The 19,640-nt window shown below is 72.3% G+C and carries 18 protein-coding genes; 8 read left to right on the forward strand and 10 right to left on the reverse strand.

Going from position 1 to position 19,640, the window contains the following annotated elements:
* Nucleotides 1–14: 14 nt before the first annotated feature.
* The 3 genes from ACIRPT_RS19995 to ACIRPT_RS20005 all read right to left on the reverse strand — a co-directional run bounded on the left by ACIRPT_RS19995 (nt 15) and on the right by ACIRPT_RS20005 (nt 3,214).
* The gene (locus ACIRPT_RS19995) at nt 15–863 is read right to left on the reverse strand and encodes an ABC transporter permease (protein ID WP_403507930.1); all 849 of its coding nucleotides are present in this window, start codon (nt 861–863) and stop codon (nt 15–17) included.
* A 16-nt stretch (nt 864–879) separates the two neighbouring features.
* Complete coding sequence (locus ACIRPT_RS20000; protein WP_403828679.1) at nt 880–2,055, reverse strand: ABC transporter substrate-binding protein; 1,176 nt, start codon at nt 2,053–2,055, stop codon at nt 880–882.
* 94 nt (nt 2,056–2,149) lie between these two features.
* On the reverse strand, nt 2,150–3,214 hold the full coding sequence (locus ACIRPT_RS20005) for an ABC transporter ATP-binding protein (protein ID WP_403828681.1): 1,065 nt from the start codon (nt 3,212–3,214) through the stop codon (nt 2,150–2,152).
* 116 nt (nt 3,215–3,330) lie between these two features.
* Here ACIRPT_RS20005 and ACIRPT_RS20010 point away from each other — a divergent pair, with 116 nt between their 5' ends.
* The 5 genes from ACIRPT_RS20010 to glpK all read left to right on the forward strand — a co-directional run bounded on the left by ACIRPT_RS20010 (nt 3,331) and on the right by glpK (nt 9,684).
* Nucleotides 3,331–3,789, forward strand: a complete 459-nt coding sequence (locus ACIRPT_RS20010) for a Zn-ribbon domain-containing OB-fold protein (protein WP_403828683.1) — start codon at nt 3,331–3,333, stop codon at nt 3,787–3,789.
* Nucleotides 3,786–4,976, forward strand: coding sequence for a lipid-transfer protein (locus ACIRPT_RS20015; RefSeq protein ID WP_403507938.1), 1,191 nt, complete (start codon nt 3,786–3,788; stop codon nt 4,974–4,976). Before ACIRPT_RS20010 ends, ACIRPT_RS20015 begins: the two co-directional genes overlap by 4 nt.
* A gap of 459 nt (nt 4,977–5,435) precedes the next feature.
* Nucleotides 5,436–7,184 carry a GGDEF domain-containing protein gene (locus tag ACIRPT_RS20020; protein ID WP_403828685.1) on the forward strand — a complete coding sequence of 583 codons (1,749 nt, stop codon included), beginning with the start codon at nt 5,436–5,438 and terminating at the stop codon, nt 7,182–7,184.
* A 150-nt stretch (nt 7,185–7,334) separates the two neighbouring features.
* On the forward strand, nt 7,335–8,102 hold the full coding sequence (locus ACIRPT_RS20025; RefSeq protein WP_403507942.1) for an MIP/aquaporin family protein: 768 nt from the start codon (nt 7,335–7,337) through the stop codon (nt 8,100–8,102).
* 64 nt (nt 8,103–8,166) lie between these two features.
* The gene (gene glpK, locus ACIRPT_RS20030) at nt 8,167–9,684 is read left to right on the forward strand and encodes a glycerol kinase GlpK (protein ID WP_403828687.1); all 1,518 of its coding nucleotides are present in this window, start codon (nt 8,167–8,169) and stop codon (nt 9,682–9,684) included.
* A 71-nt stretch (nt 9,685–9,755) separates the two neighbouring features.
* Here glpK and ACIRPT_RS20035 read toward each other — a convergent pair whose 3' ends face one another.
* The 6 genes from ACIRPT_RS20035 to ACIRPT_RS20060 all read right to left on the reverse strand — a co-directional run bounded on the left by ACIRPT_RS20035 (nt 9,756) and on the right by ACIRPT_RS20060 (nt 16,090).
* Nucleotides 9,756–10,367, reverse strand: coding sequence for a GTP-binding protein (locus tag ACIRPT_RS20035; RefSeq protein WP_403828689.1), 612 nt, complete (start codon nt 10,365–10,367; stop codon nt 9,756–9,758).
* 300 nt (nt 10,368–10,667) lie between these two features.
* Nucleotides 10,668–11,279: a TetR/AcrR family transcriptional regulator gene (locus ACIRPT_RS20040; protein WP_403828691.1), complete on the reverse strand. Its 612-nt coding sequence runs from the start codon at nt 11,277–11,279 to the stop codon at nt 10,668–10,670.
* Between the two features lie 64 nt (nt 11,280–11,343).
* Entirely contained in the window at nt 11,344–12,207 is an 864-nt protein-coding gene (locus ACIRPT_RS20045) for an alpha/beta fold hydrolase (RefSeq protein WP_403828693.1), read from the reverse strand.
* Between the two features lie 161 nt (nt 12,208–12,368).
* Complete coding sequence (locus tag ACIRPT_RS20050; protein ID WP_403828695.1) at nt 12,369–12,782, reverse strand: DUF742 domain-containing protein; 414 nt, start codon at nt 12,780–12,782, stop codon at nt 12,369–12,371.
* A gap of 27 nt (nt 12,783–12,809) precedes the next feature.
* A complete protein-coding gene (locus ACIRPT_RS20055) occupies nt 12,810–13,259 on the reverse strand; it encodes a roadblock/LC7 domain-containing protein (RefSeq protein ID WP_403828697.1) in 450 nt (149 codons plus the stop codon).
* Nucleotides 13,256–16,090 (reverse strand): nitrate- and nitrite sensing domain-containing protein, encoded by a 2,835-nt coding sequence (locus tag ACIRPT_RS20060; RefSeq protein ID WP_403828699.1) that lies wholly within the window; start codon nt 16,088–16,090, stop codon nt 13,256–13,258. The genes ACIRPT_RS20055 and ACIRPT_RS20060 overlap by 4 nt, the downstream gene beginning before the upstream one ends.
* 385 nt (nt 16,091–16,475) lie before the next feature.
* On the opposite strand from ACIRPT_RS20060, the gene ACIRPT_RS20065 reads away from it, so the two are divergent.
* Nucleotides 16,476–16,859 (forward strand): hypothetical protein, encoded by a 384-nt coding sequence (locus ACIRPT_RS20065; protein WP_403828701.1) that lies wholly within the window; start codon nt 16,476–16,478, stop codon nt 16,857–16,859.
* 13 nt (nt 16,860–16,872) lie between these two features.
* Here the strand turns inward: ACIRPT_RS20065 and ACIRPT_RS20070 are convergent, their stop codons facing one another.
* Nucleotides 16,873–17,202: a bifunctional 3-phenylpropionate/cinnamic acid dioxygenase ferredoxin subunit gene (locus ACIRPT_RS20070; protein WP_403507960.1), complete on the reverse strand. Its 330-nt coding sequence runs from the start codon at nt 17,200–17,202 to the stop codon at nt 16,873–16,875.
* Nucleotides 17,203–17,528: 326 nt separating this feature from the next.
* Between ACIRPT_RS20070 and ACIRPT_RS20075 the strand changes: the two genes are divergently transcribed.
* Nucleotides 17,529–18,311: an IclR family transcriptional regulator gene (locus tag ACIRPT_RS20075; RefSeq protein ID WP_403507962.1), complete on the forward strand. Its 783-nt coding sequence runs from the start codon at nt 17,529–17,531 to the stop codon at nt 18,309–18,311.
* A gap of 241 nt (nt 18,312–18,552) precedes the next feature.
* Complete coding sequence (locus ACIRPT_RS20080; RefSeq protein ID WP_403828704.1) at nt 18,553–19,638, forward strand: S-(hydroxymethyl)mycothiol dehydrogenase; 1,086 nt, start codon at nt 18,553–18,555, stop codon at nt 19,636–19,638.
* Nucleotides 19,639–19,640 lie beyond the last annotated feature (2 nt).

The following is a 19,640-nucleotide window of genomic DNA, read 5'->3' on the forward strand; positions in this document are numbered from 1 at the left end:
GAACCACCTCCTGGCTAGAGGGAGTCGAGGGCGCCCGCCCTGCGGACGGCGGCGAGGTAGCAGACGATGAGGGCCACGGGCACGGCGGACAGGGCCGCGGCGAGCGGCAGGTCGAGGGTGACCTGGGAGGCGATGACATTGCCCAGGAGCTGGGTGCGGCCGCCGACGATCCCCACGGTGAGGTAGTCGCCGAGCGAGAGGGAGAAGGTGAAGACGGAACCGGCCAGGAGCGCGGGCCGGACGGCCGGGGCGACGACGGAGCGCAGCGTTCGCAGGGTGCCCGCGCCGAGGTCGGCGGAGGCCTCCAGCTGGTGGGCGGGCAGCCGTTCCAGGGCCGCGTGGACCGGCAGGATCATGTACGGCAGCCACAGGTAGGCGAGGACGAGGACGACGGCCGTCGTGCCGTATCCGGGGCCGTGCAGCCCGAGCGGGGCGAGCACCGCGTTGACGAGGCCGTGCTCGCCGAGCATGACCCGCCAGGCGTACGCCTTGACGAGGTAGCCGGCCCACAGCGGGGTGAGGACGGCCACCAGGAGGGCGGCACGTAGCCGGCCGGTGGCCACCCGCGCCATGAAGAGGGCCATGGGCAGGGCGAGGGCGGCGTCGAGGAGCGTGACGGCGACGGCGATGCCTAGCGTGCGCAGGGCGACGGTGCGATAGACCGGGGTGGTGAGGACGTCGCGGAAGTTGTCGGTGGTGAAGGAGTGGACGACGTCGGAGGTGAAGGGGTCGGTCGTCCAGAAGGCGGTGAGGAGGAGGACGGCGAGGGAGCCGAGGTAGGCGAGGACCAGCCAGAGGAGCGGCGGGGCGAGCAGGGCGGCGAGCCGGGCGCGGGCGCCGGGCCCGTCGCTGGTGGAGGACATCCGACGGCTCGCCCTGCTAACCCTTGATCTCCGTCCAGGCGCGGGTCCATTCCGCGTAATCGGTGCACGTGACGTTCTTCCGCCCGTCGAGGCACTGCGGGACCGGCGTGGTCCAGAAGTGGACGCGGCGGTAGTAGCTCTCGTCGTCGGCGTGGTAGACCGCACAGTGCCGGGGGTCGGCGGTCTCCTTGCAGGCCTTGGCGTTCGCCGGCGCCTCGCCGAAGTACTCGGCCACCTGGGCGTTGACCTTCGGCGAGACGATCCAGTCGAGCCATTTGTAGGCGCAGTTGGGGTGCTCGGCCCGGGCGGAGACCATCCAGGTGTCGGACCAGCCGGTCGCGCCTTCCTTGGGCAGCACGGCCTTGACCGGGGCCTTTTCCGCCTTGGCGGTGTTGGCGATGACCTGCCAGCTGGTGCCGATGACGCTGTCGCCGCCCTTGAAGGCGGTGACTTCCTTCTGGTAGTCGCTCCAGTATTCGCCGATGTGCTGCCGCTGCTTCTTCAACAGGGCTACGGCCGCGGCCAGTTGCTTGCCGTCCAGGGCGTACGGGTCCTTGATGCCGAGCGCCGGCTCGGTCTTCATCAGGTAGAGGGCGGCGTCGGCGATATAGATGGGCGAGTCGTAGGCGGTCACCTTGCCCGAGTACTTCGGCGCGCCGTCGAAGACGGCCTTCCAGGAGTCGGGGGCCGGGGAGACCTTGTCGGTGCGGTACATCAGCAGATTGGCGCCGCGGCCGTGCGGAATGCCGTACATCCGCCCGTTCCTGGAGTTGAACGGGCGCATCTTGAGGCCGGCGAAGATGTCGCGGTAGTTCGGGACCAGCTTGGTGTTGACGGGTGCCACGTCCTTGGCGGCGATCAGGCGCAGGGTGGCGTCGCCGGAGGCGGAGACGGTGTCGTACTGGCCGGTCTTCATCAGCGCGACCATCTCGTCGGAGGTCCCGGCGGTCTTGGTGTTGACCTTGCAGCCGGTCCGTTTCTCGAAGGGGTGCACCCAGTCGGCCTTGGGGTCGTTGGAGCCATCCTCGGCGTAGCCCGCCCAGGCGACGATGTCGACCTGCCCCTCGCCCTTGCCGACGGTCTTCCGCTCGGCGGGCCCGCCGTCGCCGGCACCGCCGCCGGAGCCGCAGGCGGCGGCCAGCAGCAGGACTCCGGCCGCCGCGGCGGCCTGCCACACCTTGGCGTTGCGCATGGTGAACTCCCCTGTCGCACACGGCTGTCGGGCCCCGCCAGTATCCGGAAACCGGCCGGCCGCCACCAGAGGGCGTCGGATGCGCGACGGCCCCTCAGCCCGGCACGGGGAAGGCGTCGCCGACGTCCCACAGGAGGTGCACGGCCGCACCGGTACGCGCCGCCGCCGGCATCCTTGCGGTGTTCTGCCGCAGCACGGTGAGCCGGTCGTCACCGCCGTCGAGACGGACCACGAAGCGGGTGTGGGCTCCGGCATGGGCGATATCGGTGATCCGGCCGGGCAGGCCGCGCTCCCCCGGTCCCGGCACGCTGCCGGGTTCCGCGATCCGGATGCGCTCGGGGCGGATGCTGTACGTGCCCGGGGCGCCGACGACGCGCGCCGCCGCCTCGTCGCGCAGCAGATTGGTGGTGCCGACGAAGCCCGCGACGAAGGCGGTGGCCGGGTGGTCGTAGACCTCCAGCGGCGGGCCGGTCTGCTGGATGCGGCCGCCGTCGAGGACGGCGAGGCGGTCGCTGAGCGTCAGCGCCTCCTCCTGGTCGTGGGTGACGAGGAGGAACGTGACCCCGGTGGCGCGCTGGATGCGTTTGAGCTCCGCCTGCATCTCCTGGCGCAGCTTGAGGTCGAGGGCACCGAGGGGCTCGTCGAGGAGCAGCAGTCCGGGGCTGTCGATCAGGGCGCGGGCGAGGGCGACGCGCTGGCGCTCGCCGCCGGAGAGCCGGTCGGGGCGGCGCGGTCCGTAGCCGTCGAGCCGGACGGTCGCCAGGGCCTCGCGGGCGCGGGCGAGGCGTTCGGGTTTGCGGATGCCGCGCACGGTCAGCGCGTAGGCGACGTTCTGCTCGACGGTCATGTGCGGGAAGAGGGCGTAGTCCTGGAAGACGGTGTGGACGTCGCGCCGGCTGGGCGGGAGGTCGGTGACATCGCGGCCGGCGAGGGTGATGCGGCCGGTGGTGGGGCGTTCGAAGCCGGCGATCAGGCGCAGCAGGGTGGTCTTGCCGGAGCCGGAGGGGCCGAGGAGGGAGAAGAACTCACCTTTGCGGAGGGTCAGTTCCGTGGTGTCGACGGCGCGGCGGGTGCCGAAGTCCTTGGCGACGGAGGCCAGATGGACGGCGGGAGGCGCGGCGGTGCGGGCGGCACCGGCGTCGGCGCGGGCTTCGGTCACGGGCGGTCCCCCTCGTGAACGGCGTGATCGCGCCGGCGACTGTACCGGGGTTCCGCGCCGAGCGGCAGCGTGCCACACTTCTGACGTTCCGTCAGTTTCGGGTCCTGGGAGGCGTCGTGTCACGCTCACGCAGTCCGGTGGTGCCGGGGTGGTTCGACCCCGACGCCGCGGAGTTCCATCTGCTGGGGACGCGGTGCCGGGCCTGTGGCGCGGTGTTCTTCCCGCGCGAGGAGGTCTTCTGCCGCAATCCCGGCTGCGCGGGCGGCGAGCTGGTCGAGGTGCCGCTCTCCCGCCGCGGCACGGTCTGGTCCTACACCGATGCCCGCTATCGCCCGCCCGCCCCCTACGTCAGCGACCCCGACACCGAGTGGCGGCCGTACACGCTGGTCGCCGTGGAGCTGGCGGCGGAGCGGATGGTGGTGCTCGGGCAGGCGGCGCCCGGCGTGAGCGTCGGGGATCTCGAGGTCGGCGCGGAGGTCGAGCTGGTGCCGGGGGTGCTCAACGAGGATGCCGGGCACACCTGGACGACCTGGCACTGGAAGCCGATCGCCGACGGCCGCGGGGAGGCCCCGTGACGCGCGACGTGGCGGTGCTCGGCGCGGGGATGCACCCCTGGGGCAAGTGGGGACGCAGCTTTGTCGAGTACGGGACGAAGGCGGCGCGGGATGCGCTGGCGGACGCGGGGCTCGATTGGAGCGCCGTACGGAGCGTGGTCGGCGCGAATACGGTGCGCGGCGGTTATCCGGGCCAGGTGGCGGGGGCGACCTTCGCCCGGGCACTGGGCTGGCAGGGCGCGCGGGTGACCAGCGTCTATGCGGCCTGCGCGTCCGGGGCGCAGGCCATCGGCACCGCGCGGGCGCAGATCCTGGCGGGCCTGGCGGACGTGGCTCTGGTGGTGGGTGCGGACGCCGCGCCCAAGGGGTTCTTCGCCCCGGCCGGCGGCGAGCGCCCGGACGATCCGGACTGGCTGCGGTTCCGGGTGCTGGGTGCCACCAATCCGGCGTACTTCGGGCTGTACGCGCGCCGCAGGATGGCGCTGTACGGCGATACGACGGACCACTTCGCGCAGGTGAAGGTGAAGAACGCGGCGGCGGGCGCGCTCAATCCGTACGCCCGCTACCGCAAGCGGGTCAGCGCGCAGGAGGTCGCCGCGTCGGCCGTGGTCTGCGATCCGCTGCGGCTGCTGGACATCTGCGCCACCTCCGACGGCGCTGCGGCGCTGGTCCTGAGCAGCATGGACTTCGCGCGGCGGCACGGCGCGGGTGACCCGGTCCGGATCCGGGCGGTCTCCACGGCCTCCCCGCGCTATCCGCGGACCGTACTGGACCTGCCCGATATCGCCACCGACTCCGCGGCCGCCGTGCCGGAGCCGGAGACCGGATTCCGGGCCTCCATCGCGCGCCAGGCGTACGAGGAGGCGGGGCTGGGCCCCGAGGACCTCTCGCTGGCCGAGGTCTATGACCTGTCCACCGCGCTGGAGCTGGAGTGGTACGAGGACCTGGGACTGTGCGGGACGGGCGAGGCGGCGAAGCTGCTGGGGGACGGGGCGACGGCGCTCGGCGGGCGGATTCCGGTGAACACCAGCGGCGGGCTGGCCTCGTTCGGCGAGGCGGTGCCGGCCCAGGCGATCGCCCAGGTCTGCGAGCTGACGTGGCAGCTGCGGGGGCGGGCGGGTGAGCGTCAGGTGCCCGGCGCACGGGTCGGCATGACGGCCAATCAGGGGCTGTTCGGACACGGGTCGGCGGTCGTCGCCGTACGGTGAACGGCCGGCCGTGCGACACCCGGCCGCTAGGTCGTGTCCGCAAACTCCCGTTGTTGCCCGTAGGGCGGGCTCGCGGCGTCTGGTGCACTGCACTCGCTTCGCTCGCTCCGTCTCGGCTCTTCGATGCGATCCCCGGATGCCGAGCTGCATCGCAAGGCGCAGGTGCGCCCGCAATGGGGGTCCCCCGCGCCCTTAAGGCGTGGGGGAGGTTCTCTGCGGGTGCGCCGACAACGCCGCGAGGGGTGCCCCCAGCGTTAGCTGGGGGAGTGCCGTGCCTGGGGGCACCTCCCAGCGTTAGCTGGGGGAGCGCCGCGAGCCAAGCGGGAGTTTGCGGACACGACCTACCCGCCCGAAGACCGTGTGTGCCTCGCCGGGCAGCGGTCCGTACGCTCCGAAAGGGTGCGTGAACAGTGCGTGAACCGGGCGCCGTTCGGAGCCCGGGAGCGGCATGCTGGCGCGGTGCCTGCCTGGATGGACCAGCTTCGCTTCGCCTTTCAGCCCGTCGTGAACCTCGCGACCGGTTCGGTCGCCGCGCTGGAGATACTCGCCCGCCCCGAGGACGGCGAGGGCGGCTTCGACATACTGGGCTCCGCGCACCGCTGCCCCGATCTGGACGCCGAGCTGGCGGCGCTCGCCGTACGGGCCGCGGCACGCCAGGAGACGATGCTGCCGCTGCATGTGAACGTCTTCGCGGCGACGGTGGCCGAGCTGCCGTCGCTGACGTCCCTGGGCAAGGCGGTCCGGGACGTGGGACGCCGGACGTGGGAGATCACGCTGGACATCGGCGGACCGTTCACCCATGTCCCGCACCGCGCGCTGCTGGAGGCGGTGGCGGGGCTGCGCGACGAGGGGTACCGGATCTGCGCGGACGGGGTCGGGGACGGCGATCTGCCGCTGCGGCTGCTCGGCGAACTCACGCCGGACCTGGTCAAACTCGACCGGTCGCTGTGCGCGGGGCTGGCCACCGACCGGGGCCGGCGGGCCGCGGTGGCCGCGATGCGCCAGCTGTGCGAGCAGGTGGGCGGGCTGCTGGCCATCGAGGGGGTGGAGACCGAGCGGCAGTACGCGGCGGCGCGGGCGGCGGGGGTGCAGCTGGCGCAGGGGCATCTGTTCGCGCCGCCCGCCCGGCGCGCCGCCGTCGATGTGTATCTGCCGGCCGAGCGCCCGCCGCAGAGCCGCGGCCCGGCACCGTACAGCCCGCCGTCGGGGCCGCCGGTCGCCCAGTTCCTCCAGCCCGCGGCGATGCTGCCGATGTCCGCGTCGGCGGGCGCCGTGCGCAGCCATCTCACCGGGTTTCCGGGGGTGTCGGGGGTGCTGCTGGTGGACACCGACGGGGTGCCGGTGCGGGCGATCGACCGCGACCGGTTCCTGTTGTCGCTGTCGGGGAGGTACGGGCATGCGCTGTACGCGGACCGGCCGGCGCTGCGGCTGGCGGACCGGCCGCGCACGGTGGGTGCGGACGCCACCGCCTGGCAGGTGCTGGACCTGATCGCCGATGGGGAGCGCGACCGTACCGGCGACGATGTGGCGGTGGTGGACGAGCGCGGCCGGTGCATGGGTGTGGTCCATCTCGCCGACATCGTGCGGGCGCTGGCCGAGAGCCGGGTGGAGGAGGCCGCGCGGCTCAATCCGCTGACCCGGCTGCCCGGTTCGGACGCGGTCAACGGCGAGGTGGACCGGCGGATAGCCGAGGGCCGGGCGTTCGCGCTGAGCTGGCTGGATGTGGACGGTTTCAAGCAGGTCAACGACGGTGCGGGGTTCGCGGCGGGCGATGAGCTGATCCGCGCGGTGGGACGGACGCTGGCGGAGGTCGCGGCGCGCGAGCCGGGCGCCCGGGTGGGACACATCGGCGGGGACGACTTCCTGGTGCTGACCGGGTCCGAGGCGCTGGCGCCGTTCGCGGCGGCGGTACTGGATGTGACGTGGTCGGCGGGCGGGCGGCCGGTCACGCTGTCGCTGGCGACGGTGGACTGTCCGCCGGGCAGCGTCCGCGGTCACCGTGAGGCGGCGGCCGCCCTCGCGCCGCTGAAGCAGGCCGCGAAGGCGCTGCCGGGGGCGAGCTGGGTGGTCGGCCGGCCGGGCACGGAGCGTACGGAGGTCCGGCGGGGAGGCGCGGCGCGGGTGCCGCCGCCGGCCGGTCCGACCGGTACGGGCACCGCGGACATGGCGGGCACCGAGGGCGCAGGCGGGCTACGAAGCCGCCTGTAACGGCGCCATAGGGCGTCCTCCACACCGTCCCTCCTTCCTCAACAACCTCCGCTGTGCGCGACCTTGACGCTCCATCACCTCAGGTGAACACTTCCCGGTGCCTGCACGGAGGTCCGGGGGGCCGCCCCGGGCGAGGGCCAAGGAGCCGCCATGTATTCCAATGGGGACATCGTCGTCGGTGAAGTGATCGGCACCGCGATCCTGATTCTGTTCGGCGCCGGGGTGTGCGCCGCCGTCACACTGCACTACTCGAAAGCGAGATCCGCCGGCTGGGTGGTGATCGCCTTCGGCTGGGGTCTGGGCGTACTCGCCGGGGCCTACACCGCCGCGCCACTGTCCGGGGGACACCTCAACCCGGCGGTGACGGTCGGCTCGGCCGTCGCGGGCGGCACCGAGTGGTCGAAGGTGCCGCTGTACATCCTGGCCCAGCTGATCGGCGCGCTGATCGGCGCCGTGCTGGCCTGGGCCCTGTATTACGCGCAGTTCGCCGCCAACTCCGAACAGGACAAGGCGCAGCCGACCGTGGGGATCTTCGCCACCGGTCCGGAGATCCGCAATCCGGCCGCCAACCTCGTCACGGAGATCATCGCCACCATCGGTCTGGTGCTGCCGCTGCTGTTCTTCGGCGAGAACAAGGGCATCGGCATCGGCCAGGTCCCGGGCGCGAAAGCGGGCGTCTACGGCTCCGGAATCAATGTGCTGCTGGTCGCGCTGCTCGTCGTCGGCATCGGACTCTCGCTCGGGGGGCCCACCGGCTACGCCATCAATCCCGCCCGCGACCTCGGTCCGCGGATCGCGCACGCGCTGCTGCCGATACCCAACAAGGGCTCCTCCGACTGGAGTTATTCCTGGGTGCCGGTGGCCGGTCCGCTGATCGGCGCGGTGCTCTCCGGCCTGGCCTACCAAGCGGCGTTCTGATCCCCCGGCTGCGAAACCGGCGGGCCCGCTGCACCCACTACCAGGACTTCAGGAGGCGTGAGGCATGACGGAGCACACCGAGAAGTACGTCGCGGCGATCGACCAGGGCACCACGTCGAGCCGCTGCATCATCTTCAACCACGACGGGGCGATCGTCGCCGTCGACCAGCGCGAGCACCGGCAGATCTTTCCGCAGCCGGGCTGGGTGGAGCACGACGCCACCGAGATCTGGTCGAAGGTGCAGGCCGTGGTGGCGGGCGCGCTGGCCAAGGCGGGACTGCGCGCGGACCAGCTGAGCGCCCTGGGCATCACCAACCAGCGCGAGACCACGGTCCTGTGGGACCGGGCCACCGGAAAGCCGGTGCACCACGCGATCGTCTGGCAGGACACCCGTACCTCCCAGCTGTGCGCCGAACTGGGCGGCGAGGACGGCCAGGACCGCTTCCGGGAGGCCACCGGGCTGCCGCTGGCGAGCTATTTCTCCGGGCCGAAGGCCGCCTGGCTGCTGGATGAGATCCCGGGGCTGCGGGCCCGCGCCGAGCGCGGCGAGATCGCGTTCGGCACCATCGACTCCTGGCTGATCTGGAACCTGACCGGCGGCACCGACGGCGGCGTGCATGTCACGGACGTCACCAACGCGGGCCGCACCATGCTCATGAACCTGACCACCCTCCAGTGGGACCCGGCGATCCTGTCGGCGATGCGGGTGCCGGAGGCGGTACTGCCCGAAATCCGGTCGTCGGCCGAGGTGTACGGGACGGCCGTCGGGCAGCTGCAGGGCGTCCCGGTGGCGTCCGCGCTGGGCGACCAGCAGGCGGCCGTCTTCGGGCAGACCTGCTACGGCGTCGGCGAGGCCAAGAACACCTACGGCACCGGCTCGTTCCTGCTGCTGAACACCGGCAACCGCCCGGTTCCGTCCAAGAGCGGGCTGCTGACGACCATGGGCTATCAGCTCGGCGGCGAGGCGCCGGTCTACTGCCTGGAGGGCTCCATCGCGATCACCGGCGCCCTGGTGCAGTGGCTGCGCGACCAGCTCGGCATCATCGCGTCGGCGGCCGAGATCGAGCCGCTGGCGGCGAGCGTCCCGGACAACGGCGGCGCCTATGTCGTCCCGGCGTTCTCCGGCCTGTTCGCGCCGTACTGGCGCTCGGACGCGCGCGGGGTGATCACCGGGCTCACCGGCTTCGTGACCAAGGCCCATCTGGCGCGCGCCGTACTGGAGGCGACCAGCTGGCAGACCCGCGAGGTCGTCGATGCCATGTACCAGGACTCGGGGGTGCGGATCACCCAGCTCAAGGTCGACGGCGGGATGACGGCCAACAATCTGCTGATGCAGCATCAGGCGGATGTGCTGGGCGTGCCGGTGATCCGCCCGGTGATCCCGGAGACGACGTGCCTGGGCGCGGCGTACGCGGCGGGGCTGGCGACCGGTGTCTGGCAGGACCTGGACGAGCTGAAGGCGCACTGGAAGCGCGACACGGAGTGGACGCCGCGGATGGACGGGCAGGCCAGGGAGCGCGAGTACGGCAACTGGCGCAAGGCCGTGGAGCGCAGCTTCGGCTGGCTGGACGGGGGGTCGTGACCGGGGACGGGTAGGCCGGCCTGCGGCCCGTGCCCCGGACGGCGGGGTACGGGCCGCAGCCGCGCGCCCGGTCAGGGCAGCGCGGGCTCCCGCTGCTCGGCGCTGAACTGCATCGCGTGCCGGACGACCGCGATCAGCACGTCCCGTGCGGAGTCCTTGCGCCGGGCGTCACACAGCATCACCGGCACCCCGGCGTCCAGGTCCAGGGCCTCCCGGATGGTCTCCGCAGGGTAGTGCTCGGCGCCGTCGAAGCAGTTGACGGCCACGGTGAAGGGCAGGCCGCCCCGCTCGAAGTAGTCGATCGCGCCGAAGCTGTCCGCCAGGCGCCGGGTGTCGGCGAGCACCACCGCGCCGAGGGCGCCGCGCGCCAGCTCGTCCCACAGGAACCAGAAGCGGTCCTGACCCGGGGTGCCGAAGAGATAGAGGATCAGTTCCTCGTTGAGGGTGATGCGGCCGAAATCCATCATGACGGTGGTGGTGGTCTTGCCCTCCACCCCCTCCAGGTCGTCGACCGGCCGGCCGGCCTCGGTCAGCCGCTCCTCGGTGCGCAGCGGCTTGATCTCGCTGACGGCGCCCACCAGGGTGGTCTTGCCCACGCCGAAGCCGCCCGCGACCAGGATCTTGAGCGTCATCGGGTCGGCTGCCGGTGACCGGCGGCGGCGCTCGGAACGCCCGAAGGCCATGGGATTCTTCTCCTGAATTGCCGTATGTGCAGGGGGAAATCAAGATTTTGTACGGCCTGCCGGGAAGCGGTGCGGCACACCGATGGCAGCTACAGGGAACGGTACAACGTGCGCCGCGCGGCGCCCACTTGAGGTGGGACCTCATCCGGAACGGTCGCTTCCCAGAGGCCCCCAATGGGCCCAAAAGGGCGCCGGAGCGGGCCCTTTGGGGAGGCGGAGCGGACGGTTGAGGCGAGGGAGACGCGAGGCGAGGGACCGGATCGGCCGAGGGCGCTGGACCGGAGCCGCCGAGGCGGCGGGTCAGCTCTGGGCGAGTGCCGCGGGCCGGTCGAGCAGCCCCAGGAAGCACACGAAGCTGGACTCCACGAAGGCGCACAGCTCCTCGTGGTCGCCGTCCTCCTCGGCCGGCCAGCTGAGGACGGCCTCCTCGGCGAAGGCCATCCAGGCCCGGGAGGCCAGATCCAGCCGGGGTGCGTCCGGCATGCCCAGCCGCCGCTGGCCGTCGCGGACCCGGCGGGCGAGGACCTCGCGGGTCTCGTCGAGGATGTCGGTCACCGCGGGGTGGCTGCCCGCCGCGCCCCGGACCAGCGCGAGATACACCTGGCGGTGCGGCATGACGTACGCGACGAAACCGGCGATGAAGGCCCGCATCCATGGGACCGGGGCCAGCTCGGGGTCCGGTTCGGTGGCGGCCGTGAAGCGCTCGCACTCCGCGCGGACCACGGCGCGGAAGAAGTCGCGCTTGGAGTCGAAGTAGTGGAAGAGCAGTCCGCGGGAGATGCCGGCCCGGCGGGCGACCTCGTCGGTGGACAGTTCGTCCAGGGAGCGGTCGGCGAGCATCTCCAGACCGATGCCGACCAGCTGTTCCCTGCGCTGGTCGGGGGTGAGGCGGGTGACCCGCTTGCCGGACATGCCCGCAGTGTACGGGGGCCGGCCGGGCCGGAACGATCTCGGTGCGTACCGGCCCGGCGGCTCGTCAGGCGTGCTTGCCGAGGTGGTCGAGGATCTTCGGCGTGACCACGTCGGGGACCTCTTCGGGCAGCCAGTGGCTGGCGCCCGCGAGCTCTTCGAAGGTGTACGGGCCGTCCACCCACTCCGCCGTCGATTCGGCCGCGATCCGGCCGAGGGCGACGTCCTCGCTGCCCCACAGGAAGAGGGTCGGCACGGCGATCCGGCCCGTGGGTACGGAGATGACCGATGCGGGCGCCCGGTACCAGTTGAGGGTGGCGGTCAGCGCGCCCGGCTCGGCGAGCCGGCGGACATTGGCCTCGACGAGTGCGTCCGGGACCTTGCCGCCGTAGGCGGCGCGCAGCCGGCCGGCGTCGTCGGCGAGCAGGGCCGCCTCGGCAACGTGGCCCTCGGTCCGGAAGAAGCGGATGTAGTCGAACCGGTGGTACTGGTCGGCATCGCCGGCGGCGGCGCGGTTGAGCGCTTCGGGGTGCGGGGTGGCCAGTACGGTCAGCGACTTCAGCCGCTCGGGGTGGGCGCCGGCCAGCGCCCAGGCGACGATGCCGCCCCAGTCGTGCGAGACGAGGTGGAAGCGGTCCGCGCCCTGGGAGTCGGCGAAGGCGAGGGCGTCGGCGACCAGCTCGGGCACGGCGTAGTCGGCGACGGCGGAGGGGCGGGCGCCCGGGGAGTAGCCGCGCTGGTCGACGGCGACGGCGCGGTAGCCGGCCGCACCCAGGGCGGGGAGCACGCCGCTCCAGGAGTCGGCGAATTCGGGCCAGCCGTGCAGCAGCAGGACGAGCTCGCCGTCGGCCGGGCCGGTGGCCAGGGCGTCGTAGGTGTGCGGGCCGACCTGGAGCTCCAGGCGCTCGAAGGGGGCCGGTGTGGTGGCCATGGCGACGCTCTCCTCGTATTGACGGCTGCTTAACAAGCACCGTACCGCTGCGTTGAGTATTGCTCAACAAGTGCCGGGGCGGTACGTGTGCTCCCCGTACACGCAAGAGCCGCCGCCCCGGGCGGGAGCCCGACGGCGGCGGCGATGGCCGAGCGGCCGCGTCACAGCGCCCGCAGACCGTCGATCACCTCGCGCAGCACCTGCTCGTCCGGCAGCTCGGCGGGCGGTACGGGCCGGCTGACCCGCACCAGCTCCGCCTCCAGCAGATCGCCGATGAGCACCCGCACCACACCCACCGGCAGGTCGAGTTCGGCCGCCAGCTCGGCGACCGAGAGCGGCGCCTGACGGCACAGCTCGACGATCTCGACATGCTCGGGCGACAGCAGCTGATCGGCCACGTCATGTTCCGCGCGGCTCTCGGCGATCACCTGCGCGATCAGATCCAGCCGCCCCTCCGCCGTCGTCCGGGTGCGCCCGCGGGTCATCGCGTACGGACGGACGACCGGGCCCGCGTCGTCGTCGAACCAGCGGGCCGCGCCCCGCTTCGGTACGGCGCGGCCGTCCTGATCACTCATGGCGTCACCGTCGTGATCCGTCGTCGATCAGGTGACCGGACCGGACCTGGGCGCCGTGCCCAGGTGCGTACCCACGCGCTTGACCAGCAGCGTCATCTCGTAGGCGATCAGCCCCACGTCGGAGTCGGCGTCGGCCAGGACGGCCAGGCAGCTGCCGTCACCGGCCGCGCTGACGAACAGGAACGCATCGTCCAGCTCGACCAGCGTCTGCCGGACCCGGCCCGCCTCGAAATGCCGGCCGACCCCCTTGGCCAGGCTGTGGAAACCGGAGGCGACCGCGGCCAGATGCTCGCCGTCCTCGCGGGTCAGATCCTTCGAGGCGCCGGTGGCCAGGCCGTCGCTGGAGAGGATCAGCGCCTTGCGTATCGAGCCGACCCGCTCCACCAGCTCGTCCAGGAGCCAGTTCAGCTCGCCGGACCCCCTGTGTGCCTGCCCCGAAGCCGATGCGATCGACGCTGCTGCCTTCGATGCGGTCATGGACCGTCCCCTCCCGTTGTGGTTCCTGGTGCTGTGCTGTCACCGTCGTCGCCGCCGTGGGCCGGTGCCCCGCGGCCGGTCTCGGCGCGGTGGGCGTCGTCGTCGCGTGCCGGGTCGTCGCCTTCGGGACGGTCACCGGCCGCGGTGTCCTCGTTGTCGCGGCGGCCGCGCTGCCAGCCGCGCTGGAGCGAGGCCATCCGGGCCCGTACGGCCTCGGCGTCGCGGTCGTCCGCGGGCTCCTCGGCCGGGCGGTCCCCGGACTGCCGCTCGGGTTCCTTCTTGAGCTGGGGTGCGAGGCTGGCCTGGCGTACCCGGCGGGGCAGCCCGCCCGGTGTCAGCGGGGCGGGGGCCTCGGGGGTGCCGCCCTCGGGCGGCTCCTCGACGGGCTCGGGACGCCGCGGGCCGCGGCGCTCCGGTTCCGGCCGTTCGGCGGACGCCTGCGCGTCCCCGCCGTCGACCGTCCTGCCGTGGTCGGAGACCAGGACCGGCGGCTTACGACGGCGCGGCAGCGGGGCGGGGTCGCCGCCGGGCGCCTGGTCGCGGGCCTGCTGATGCTGCTCGACGGAGCGCACCGGCGCCAGGCCGGGCGGCGCGGCCGGTGAGGGGGTGGGGCCGGTCGGCCGGGCGACCGGTCCGGGCCGCTCACGGCCGCGTTCCCGGGCGCCTTCCCGGCTCCTTTCCCGGCCGTTTTCCCGGCCGTTTTCCCGGCCGCGGAAGAAGCTGTCCTCGTCGTCCAGGGGCCCCAGGTCGTCCAGGGCGAGCGGCGCCTCGAGTTCTACGGGGCCGTCGATGACGTGCGGGGTGCGACGCTCCGGAAGCGCCGCCGGCCCCCGGGAGAGCGCGGCCGGCCGGCCCGCGGCGCGCTCCAGTTCATTGCCGCCGCGCCCGTCCGCCGGACCGAGCGCATGCGCTCCGGTGTCCTCGCGGCCGCCCTCGGAGGTCTCGGTCAGGATCGCTCCGGGGATGAAGACCACGGCGGTGGTGCCGCCGTACGGCGAGGTCTGCAGGGAGACCCGTACGCCCTGCCGCTGGGCGAGCCGGCTGACCACGAACAGGCCCAGCCGGTCGGTGTCGGACAGCTCGAACTCCGGGGTCTCGGCGAGCCGGAGGTTGGCGTCCAGCAGCAGGTCGGCGGCCATGCCCAGGCCACGGTCGTGGATCTCGAGGGTGAAGCCGTTGGTGACCCGCTCGCCGAGAACCTGGACGGCGGTGTGCGGCGGCGAGAAGACGGTGGCGTTCTCGAGGAGTTCGGCGATCAGGTGGGTGAGGTCGGAGACGGCCGGGCCGTCCACCGCGAGCCGCGGCAGCCGCCGCACCTCGATCCGCTCGTAGTCCTCCACCTCGGCGACGGCCGCGCGCACCACGTCCATCAGCTGGATCGGCTTGCGCCACTGCCGGGAGGGGGCCGCGCCGGAGAGGATGACCAGGCCCTCGGCGTGCCGCCGCATACGGGTGGTGAGGTGGTCGAGGCGGAAGAGGTCGGCGAGTTCGTCGGTGTCCTCGGTGCGCCGCTCCATGGCGTCCAGGAGGGTCAGCTGGCGGTGCAGCAGCACCTGGCTGCGGCGGGCGAGGTTGACGAACACCTCGGAGACGCCGCGGCGCATGTCCGCCTGCTTGACGGCGGCCTCGACGGCGGCCCGCTGGAGAGTGTTGAGCGCCTGGCCGACCTGGCCGGTCTCGTCCTGGCCGAATTCGAGCCGGGGCGCCTCGGTCTCCACATCGACCCGTTCGCCCGCCGCGAGCCGGCGCATCACGCTGGGCAGGCGTACGCCGGAGACCTCGTGCGCAGCCTTGCGCAGCCGGGTCAGGTCCTTGACGTGCTTACGGCCGATACGGAACGAGACGATGACCGAGACCAGCAGCGCGACGAAGCCGAGCACGCCGGCGATGGCGGCCTTCAGGACGACTCTGGTGGCGTACGGCTCGACCCGCTTCTGGTAGCGGTCGCCGGCCTCCTTGCCCATCCGGGTGAGGTCGTCGAGCACCTTGTCCGCGGAGGTGTTCCAGCGTTCGGCGTTGACGACATGCGGCGCGGACCGGGCGCCGGCCGCGATCGCCGTGTCCTCGTAGGAGGTCACCTCGCGCGCCCTGGCCGAGCGCCAGTAGTCCTCGAAGATGCCCCGGTCCTTGGCGGGCAGGAGGGTGAGGCTGGTGCCGTAGAGGATCCGGCGTTCGGCGACCCGGTCGGCGAGCATCCGCAGATCGCGCCTGGTCATGCTGCCGGAGGCGAGCGCAGCGGACATCAGCGCGTCCTCGCGGGAGAAGGCCTCGCGGGCGCGGGTGACCTGCACCAGCGCGCGGGCCTGCTTGTCCATCTCCACACTCTGCAGGGAGTTGAGGGAGGCGAGGAAGTCGTAGTTGGGGTCGACGACGGAGTTGTACGCCTCCAGGGTCTCGTCGCGGCTGACGGTGTTGTCCTCGACCTGTTTCCGCAGCTCGGGGAGCCCGGTCAGGCTCTTGACGACGTTCTCCGCCTGATTGGCGACCCCGCCGTGGAGCTCGTCGAGCACCCCGGGGTCCTGGGCGTTGCCGCGCAGCCGGGCGATCGCCTCGTCGGTGGCCCGGGTCTGCTGCCGCAGCCGGGTGAGCGCGTCGGCGCCGCGCCGGTCCGCGAGATACAGCAGGCTCTGGCGGCGCTCGCGCTGGAGGGCCTGGACGACGTCCTCGGCCGGATAGCCGACCTTCTGCATGACGCTGGCGACTTCGAGCAGCTGGTCGGCCTCGCGCCCGGTGATGTACGTCGCGAACGTCCACATGGCCGTCAGGGACACCAGCGGTACGAGCAGCAACGCCACGATCTTCCGGCGGATCGACTTTCCGCGAAAGCGCATGGCCTCCCCTACGTCAACCCCGGCGCACGGGGGTGGTGTTCCGTCAACAAACGGCGAGAGCCTACTACTGCCGGGGGACCAATCCGAAGGCCCGCCTGGACGTTGGGAGTCGGGTGCGCGGCGGGATCGTCACATGTTGTCCGTCGATACGCGGACAACACGCCCGCGACCAGGGGCAGCGAACCCCCCGCGACCGTCCGGTGGGCGCCCCCGGTAACTGGCCGGAATTCTCCTACCCCGGGGAACTCCGCGCCCGAACGGTGCGTGACGATAAGGGAGGACAGAGGAAGACGGGGAGCGGCACCAGGGGCATGTACCCGGCGAAACCCGGGCAGCCACCGAGGAGTCGGACAGGCGGGGAGAGTGCGGGGAGAGTGACGTTTTCATGGACACCGACAGGCGTCCTTTGTGGCAGGAGGAGTCCGCACCGCGGCGCCGGATGGCGGATCCCGTGCGTACGGCCGCGGTGCGCGCCGTCATCATCGCCGCGATCACGCTGATTCAAGCCATGGTGGCTTTCCTGAGCACGCTGGCGGGTTCCTGGCTTGCCTTTCCCGCGGTGCTCAGCACGGTCGCCAGCACCGTGGTGGCGACCTGGGCCGTGCTGGACGTGTGGGTGACCCGCCAGGTGTGGGTGCAGCGCCATGGCGTGCAGTCCCAACCGAGCAGTACGGCACGGGAGTTGCGGCGCGAGCGGCGGCGGGCGCGCCGGGCGGCGGCGCGGGAGACGCGGGACGGTCCGTCCCGGATCGACCGCGCGGCCGCCTGAGCGCGGGCGGCCGTTACGCCACCGCCTCTTCCCTCACGGCGGGCCGGACATGGATCATCCCGTCCACGACGCTGACCTCGTGGGTGCGCACGGGACGACGGGCGGGCAGGCAGGTCGGCGCTCCGGTACGCAGGTCGAACAGCGCCGCATGCAGCGGGCATTCCACGAAGCAGCCCTCGACCCAGCCCTCGGAGAGCGAGGCGTCCTGGTGGCTGCAGGTGTCGTCGACGGCGTAGAAACCGCCCTCGGCGTGAAAGACGGCGATCGCCGGCGTGGTGTCGTCGATCTCGATCCGGAGGGACTCACCCTCGGGCAGGTCCTCGATGCGGCAGACGGCAATCATCTGGCCCCCCTCGCGCTGATCGGTATCATCGTTTTGAATAACGCATCGCAGAGCGCGATGCGCAACAGAATCCAAGTCGGGGAGCGGGCCGTCAAGGGCTTTCCGGAGATCCGGACAAACACCCTGAGAGGCGCCCCGCGGTGGCCGAACGGGCGGTGACGCAAACACCCATGTCAAGCACATCGAACGCATCGAACGCAGCACGCACATCGAGCGCATCGGATACGGCGAGCACGGCAGGTACGGCAAACACGTCAGGCACGTCAGGCCCGGCGAATGCGCCGGATGTCCCGGACACCTCGGTGGCCTCGGAAGGCGGGGCGGCGATGGAGCGGACCGAGGAGCGGCGCGGCGGTGCCGGCTCCGTCCAGTCCGTGGACCGGGCGGTGAGCGTGCTGGAGATCCTGGCCCGGCTGGGCGAGGCCGGGGTGACCGAGCTTTCCGAGGAGCTGGGCGTCCACAAGTCGACGGCGTTCCGGATCCTCGGGGTGCTGGAGAACCGCGGGCTGGTGGGCCAGGAGAAGGAGCGCGGGAAGTACTTCCTGGGCGCCGGGGTGCTGCGGCTGGCGGGCGCGGCGGCGATCCGGCTGGACATCTCTCAGGAGGGCCAGCCGGTGTGCCGGGCGCTCGCCGACGACACCGGGGAGACCGCCAACATCGCGGTGCTGGACGGCGATGCGGCGGTCAACATCATGCAGGCCAGGGGCGCCGCCGCGGTGACCGCGTACAACTGGCTGGGCAGGCGCACCCCGCTGCACGCCACCGCAAGCGGCAAGGTGCTGCTGGCGCATCTGCCCCGGGAGCGCCGGGAGACCCTGGTGACCCGCAAACTCGCCCGGTTCACCGAGAACACCCTGACCACACCGGCCGGGCTGCGCGAGCAGCTGACGGCCGCTTTCGAGGACGGATTCGCCCGTTCCACCCAGGAGTTGGAGATCGGGCTGAACGCGGTGGCGGCGCCGGTACGGGCGCACGACGGCGCGGTGATCGGGGCGATCGGCGTCTCGGGGCCGGCGTACCGGATGGAGTGCGCCCTGCTCCCGGAGCTCGCGGAGCGTTCCGCGAAGGCCGCCGCCGAACTCTCCCGCCGGATGGGCTACCCGGGGTGACCGGCCAGCGGCGGCGGGGGGGGCAGGAATCGGGCAGCCATCCGGTAGTCACTCAACACCCATCAGGCACCCATCAGGCACTCATCATGCACTCCTCCGGCAGCGGGAAATCGCCTCTTGACGGATCCCTGACGGGCTCCCAGCATGTCTCCCATGGCGCAACCCAGAGCGCCATAAGCAACTTTGGGCCGACGTCGCCGCGCTGCCGGATCGTCGTCCGGGCGTTGTTGAGGAGTGAGACATGCCGTACGAAGTCCGCGCCGCCGTCGCCGTCAAGAAGGGTGCACCCGCCGAGGTGCAGACGATCCTGGTGCCGGATCCCGGCCCGGGGGAAGTACTGGTCGCCGTCCAGGCCTGCGGCGTCTGTCATACCGATCTGCACTACCGCGAGGGCGCGATCGGCGATGACTTTCCCTATCTGCTCGGCCACGAGGCGGCGGGTCTCGTCGAGGCGGTCGGCCCCGGCGTCAGGGACCTGGCTCCCGGCGACTATGTGGTGCTCGCCTGGCGGGCGCCCTGCGGCCAGTGCCGGTCCTGCCGCCGCGGCCGCCCCTGGTACTGCTTCGACTCCCGTAACGCCACCCAGCCGATGACCCTCCTGGACGGCACCCCGCTGTCCGCGGCCCTGGGGATCGGCGCGTTCGCCGAGAAGACGCTGGTCGCGGCCGGCCAGGCGGTGAAGGTGGACCCCGCGGCGCGTCCGGAGGCCGCCGGGCTCATCGGCTGCGGCGTGATGGCGGGCTACGGCGCCGCCGTGCACACCGGGGCCGTCGGCAGCGGCGACACCGTTGCCGTCATCGGCTGCGGCGGCGTCGGCAACGCCGCCATCGCCGGGGCCTCACGGGCCGGCGCCCGGCGCGTCATCGCCATCGACCTCGACGACGGCAAGCTGGACGCCGCCGAGCGGTTCGGCGCCACCGACACCGTCAACTCCCGGGGTACGGACCCGGTCGAGGCGGTCCGGGGGCTCACCGGCGGTCACGGCGCCGATGTCGTCATCGACGCCGTCGGCCGCCCGGAGACGTACACCCAGGCCTTCTATATGCGCGACCTCGCCGGAACCCTGGTCCAAGTGGGCGTTCCCGACCCGGAGATGAAGATCGAACTCCCGCTCATCGATCTCTTCTCCCGCGGCGGCGCCCTGAAGTCCTCCTGGTACGGCGACTGCCTGCCCAGCCGGGACTTCCCGGTCCTGATCGATCTCTACCTGAGCGGCAAGCTCCACCTGGACCGGTTCGTCACCGAGACCATCGGACTCGACGACCTCGAAGCGGCCTTCGCCAAGATGCGGCGCGGCGAGGTCCTGCGGTCGGTGGTCACGCTCTGACG

Origin of the sequence: Streptomyces sp. NPDC101227, from assembly GCF_044767545.1 — a bacterium.
Taxonomy (GTDB): Bacteria; Actinomycetota; Actinomycetes; order Streptomycetales; family Streptomycetaceae; genus Streptomyces.

Bases quoted from the DNA above. Each gene is read 5' to 3' on its own strand.
- ACIRPT_RS19995 (WP_403507930.1), bottom strand. From the start codon at position 863: ATGTCCTCCACCAGCGACGGGCCCGGCGCCCGCGCCCGGCTCGCCGCC.
- ACIRPT_RS20000 (WP_403828679.1), bottom strand. From the start codon at position 2,055: ATGCGCAACGCCAAGGTGTGGCAGGCCGCCGCGGCGGCCGGAGTCCTG.
- ACIRPT_RS20025 (WP_403507942.1), top strand. From the start codon at position 7,335: ATGTATTCCAATGGGGACATCGTCGTCGGTGAAGTGATCGGCACCGCG.
- glpK (WP_403828687.1), top strand. From the start codon at position 8,167: ATGACGGAGCACACCGAGAAGTACGTCGCGGCGATCGACCAGGGCACC.
- ACIRPT_RS20035 (WP_403828689.1), bottom strand. From the start codon at position 10,367: ATGGCCTTCGGGCGTTCCGAGCGCCGCCGCCGGTCACCGGCAGCCGAC.
- ACIRPT_RS20040 (WP_403828691.1), bottom strand. From the start codon at position 11,279: ATGTCCGGCAAGCGGGTCACCCGCCTCACCCCCGACCAGCGCAGGGAA.
- ACIRPT_RS20045 (WP_403828693.1), bottom strand. From the start codon at position 12,207: ATGGCCACCACACCGGCCCCCTTCGAGCGCCTGGAGCTCCAGGTCGGC.
- ACIRPT_RS20050 (WP_403828695.1), bottom strand. From the start codon at position 12,782: ATGAGTGATCAGGACGGCCGCGCCGTACCGAAGCGGGGCGCGGCCCGC.
- ACIRPT_RS20055 (WP_403828697.1), bottom strand. From the start codon at position 13,259: ATGACCGCATCGAAGGCAGCAGCGTCGATCGCATCGGCTTCGGGGCAG.
- ACIRPT_RS20060 (WP_403828699.1), bottom strand. From the start codon at position 16,090: ATGCGCTTTCGCGGAAAGTCGATCCGCCGGAAGATCGTGGCGTTGCTG.
- ACIRPT_RS20065 (WP_403828701.1), top strand. From the start codon at position 16,476: ATGGACACCGACAGGCGTCCTTTGTGGCAGGAGGAGTCCGCACCGCGG.
- ACIRPT_RS20070 (WP_403507960.1), bottom strand. From the start codon at position 17,202: ATGATTGCCGTCTGCCGCATCGAGGACCTGCCCGAGGGTGAGTCCCTC.
- ACIRPT_RS20075 (WP_403507962.1), top strand. From the start codon at position 17,529: ATGGAGCGGACCGAGGAGCGGCGCGGCGGTGCCGGCTCCGTCCAGTCC.
- ACIRPT_RS20080 (WP_403828704.1), top strand. From the start codon at position 18,553: ATGCCGTACGAAGTCCGCGCCGCCGTCGCCGTCAAGAAGGGTGCACCC.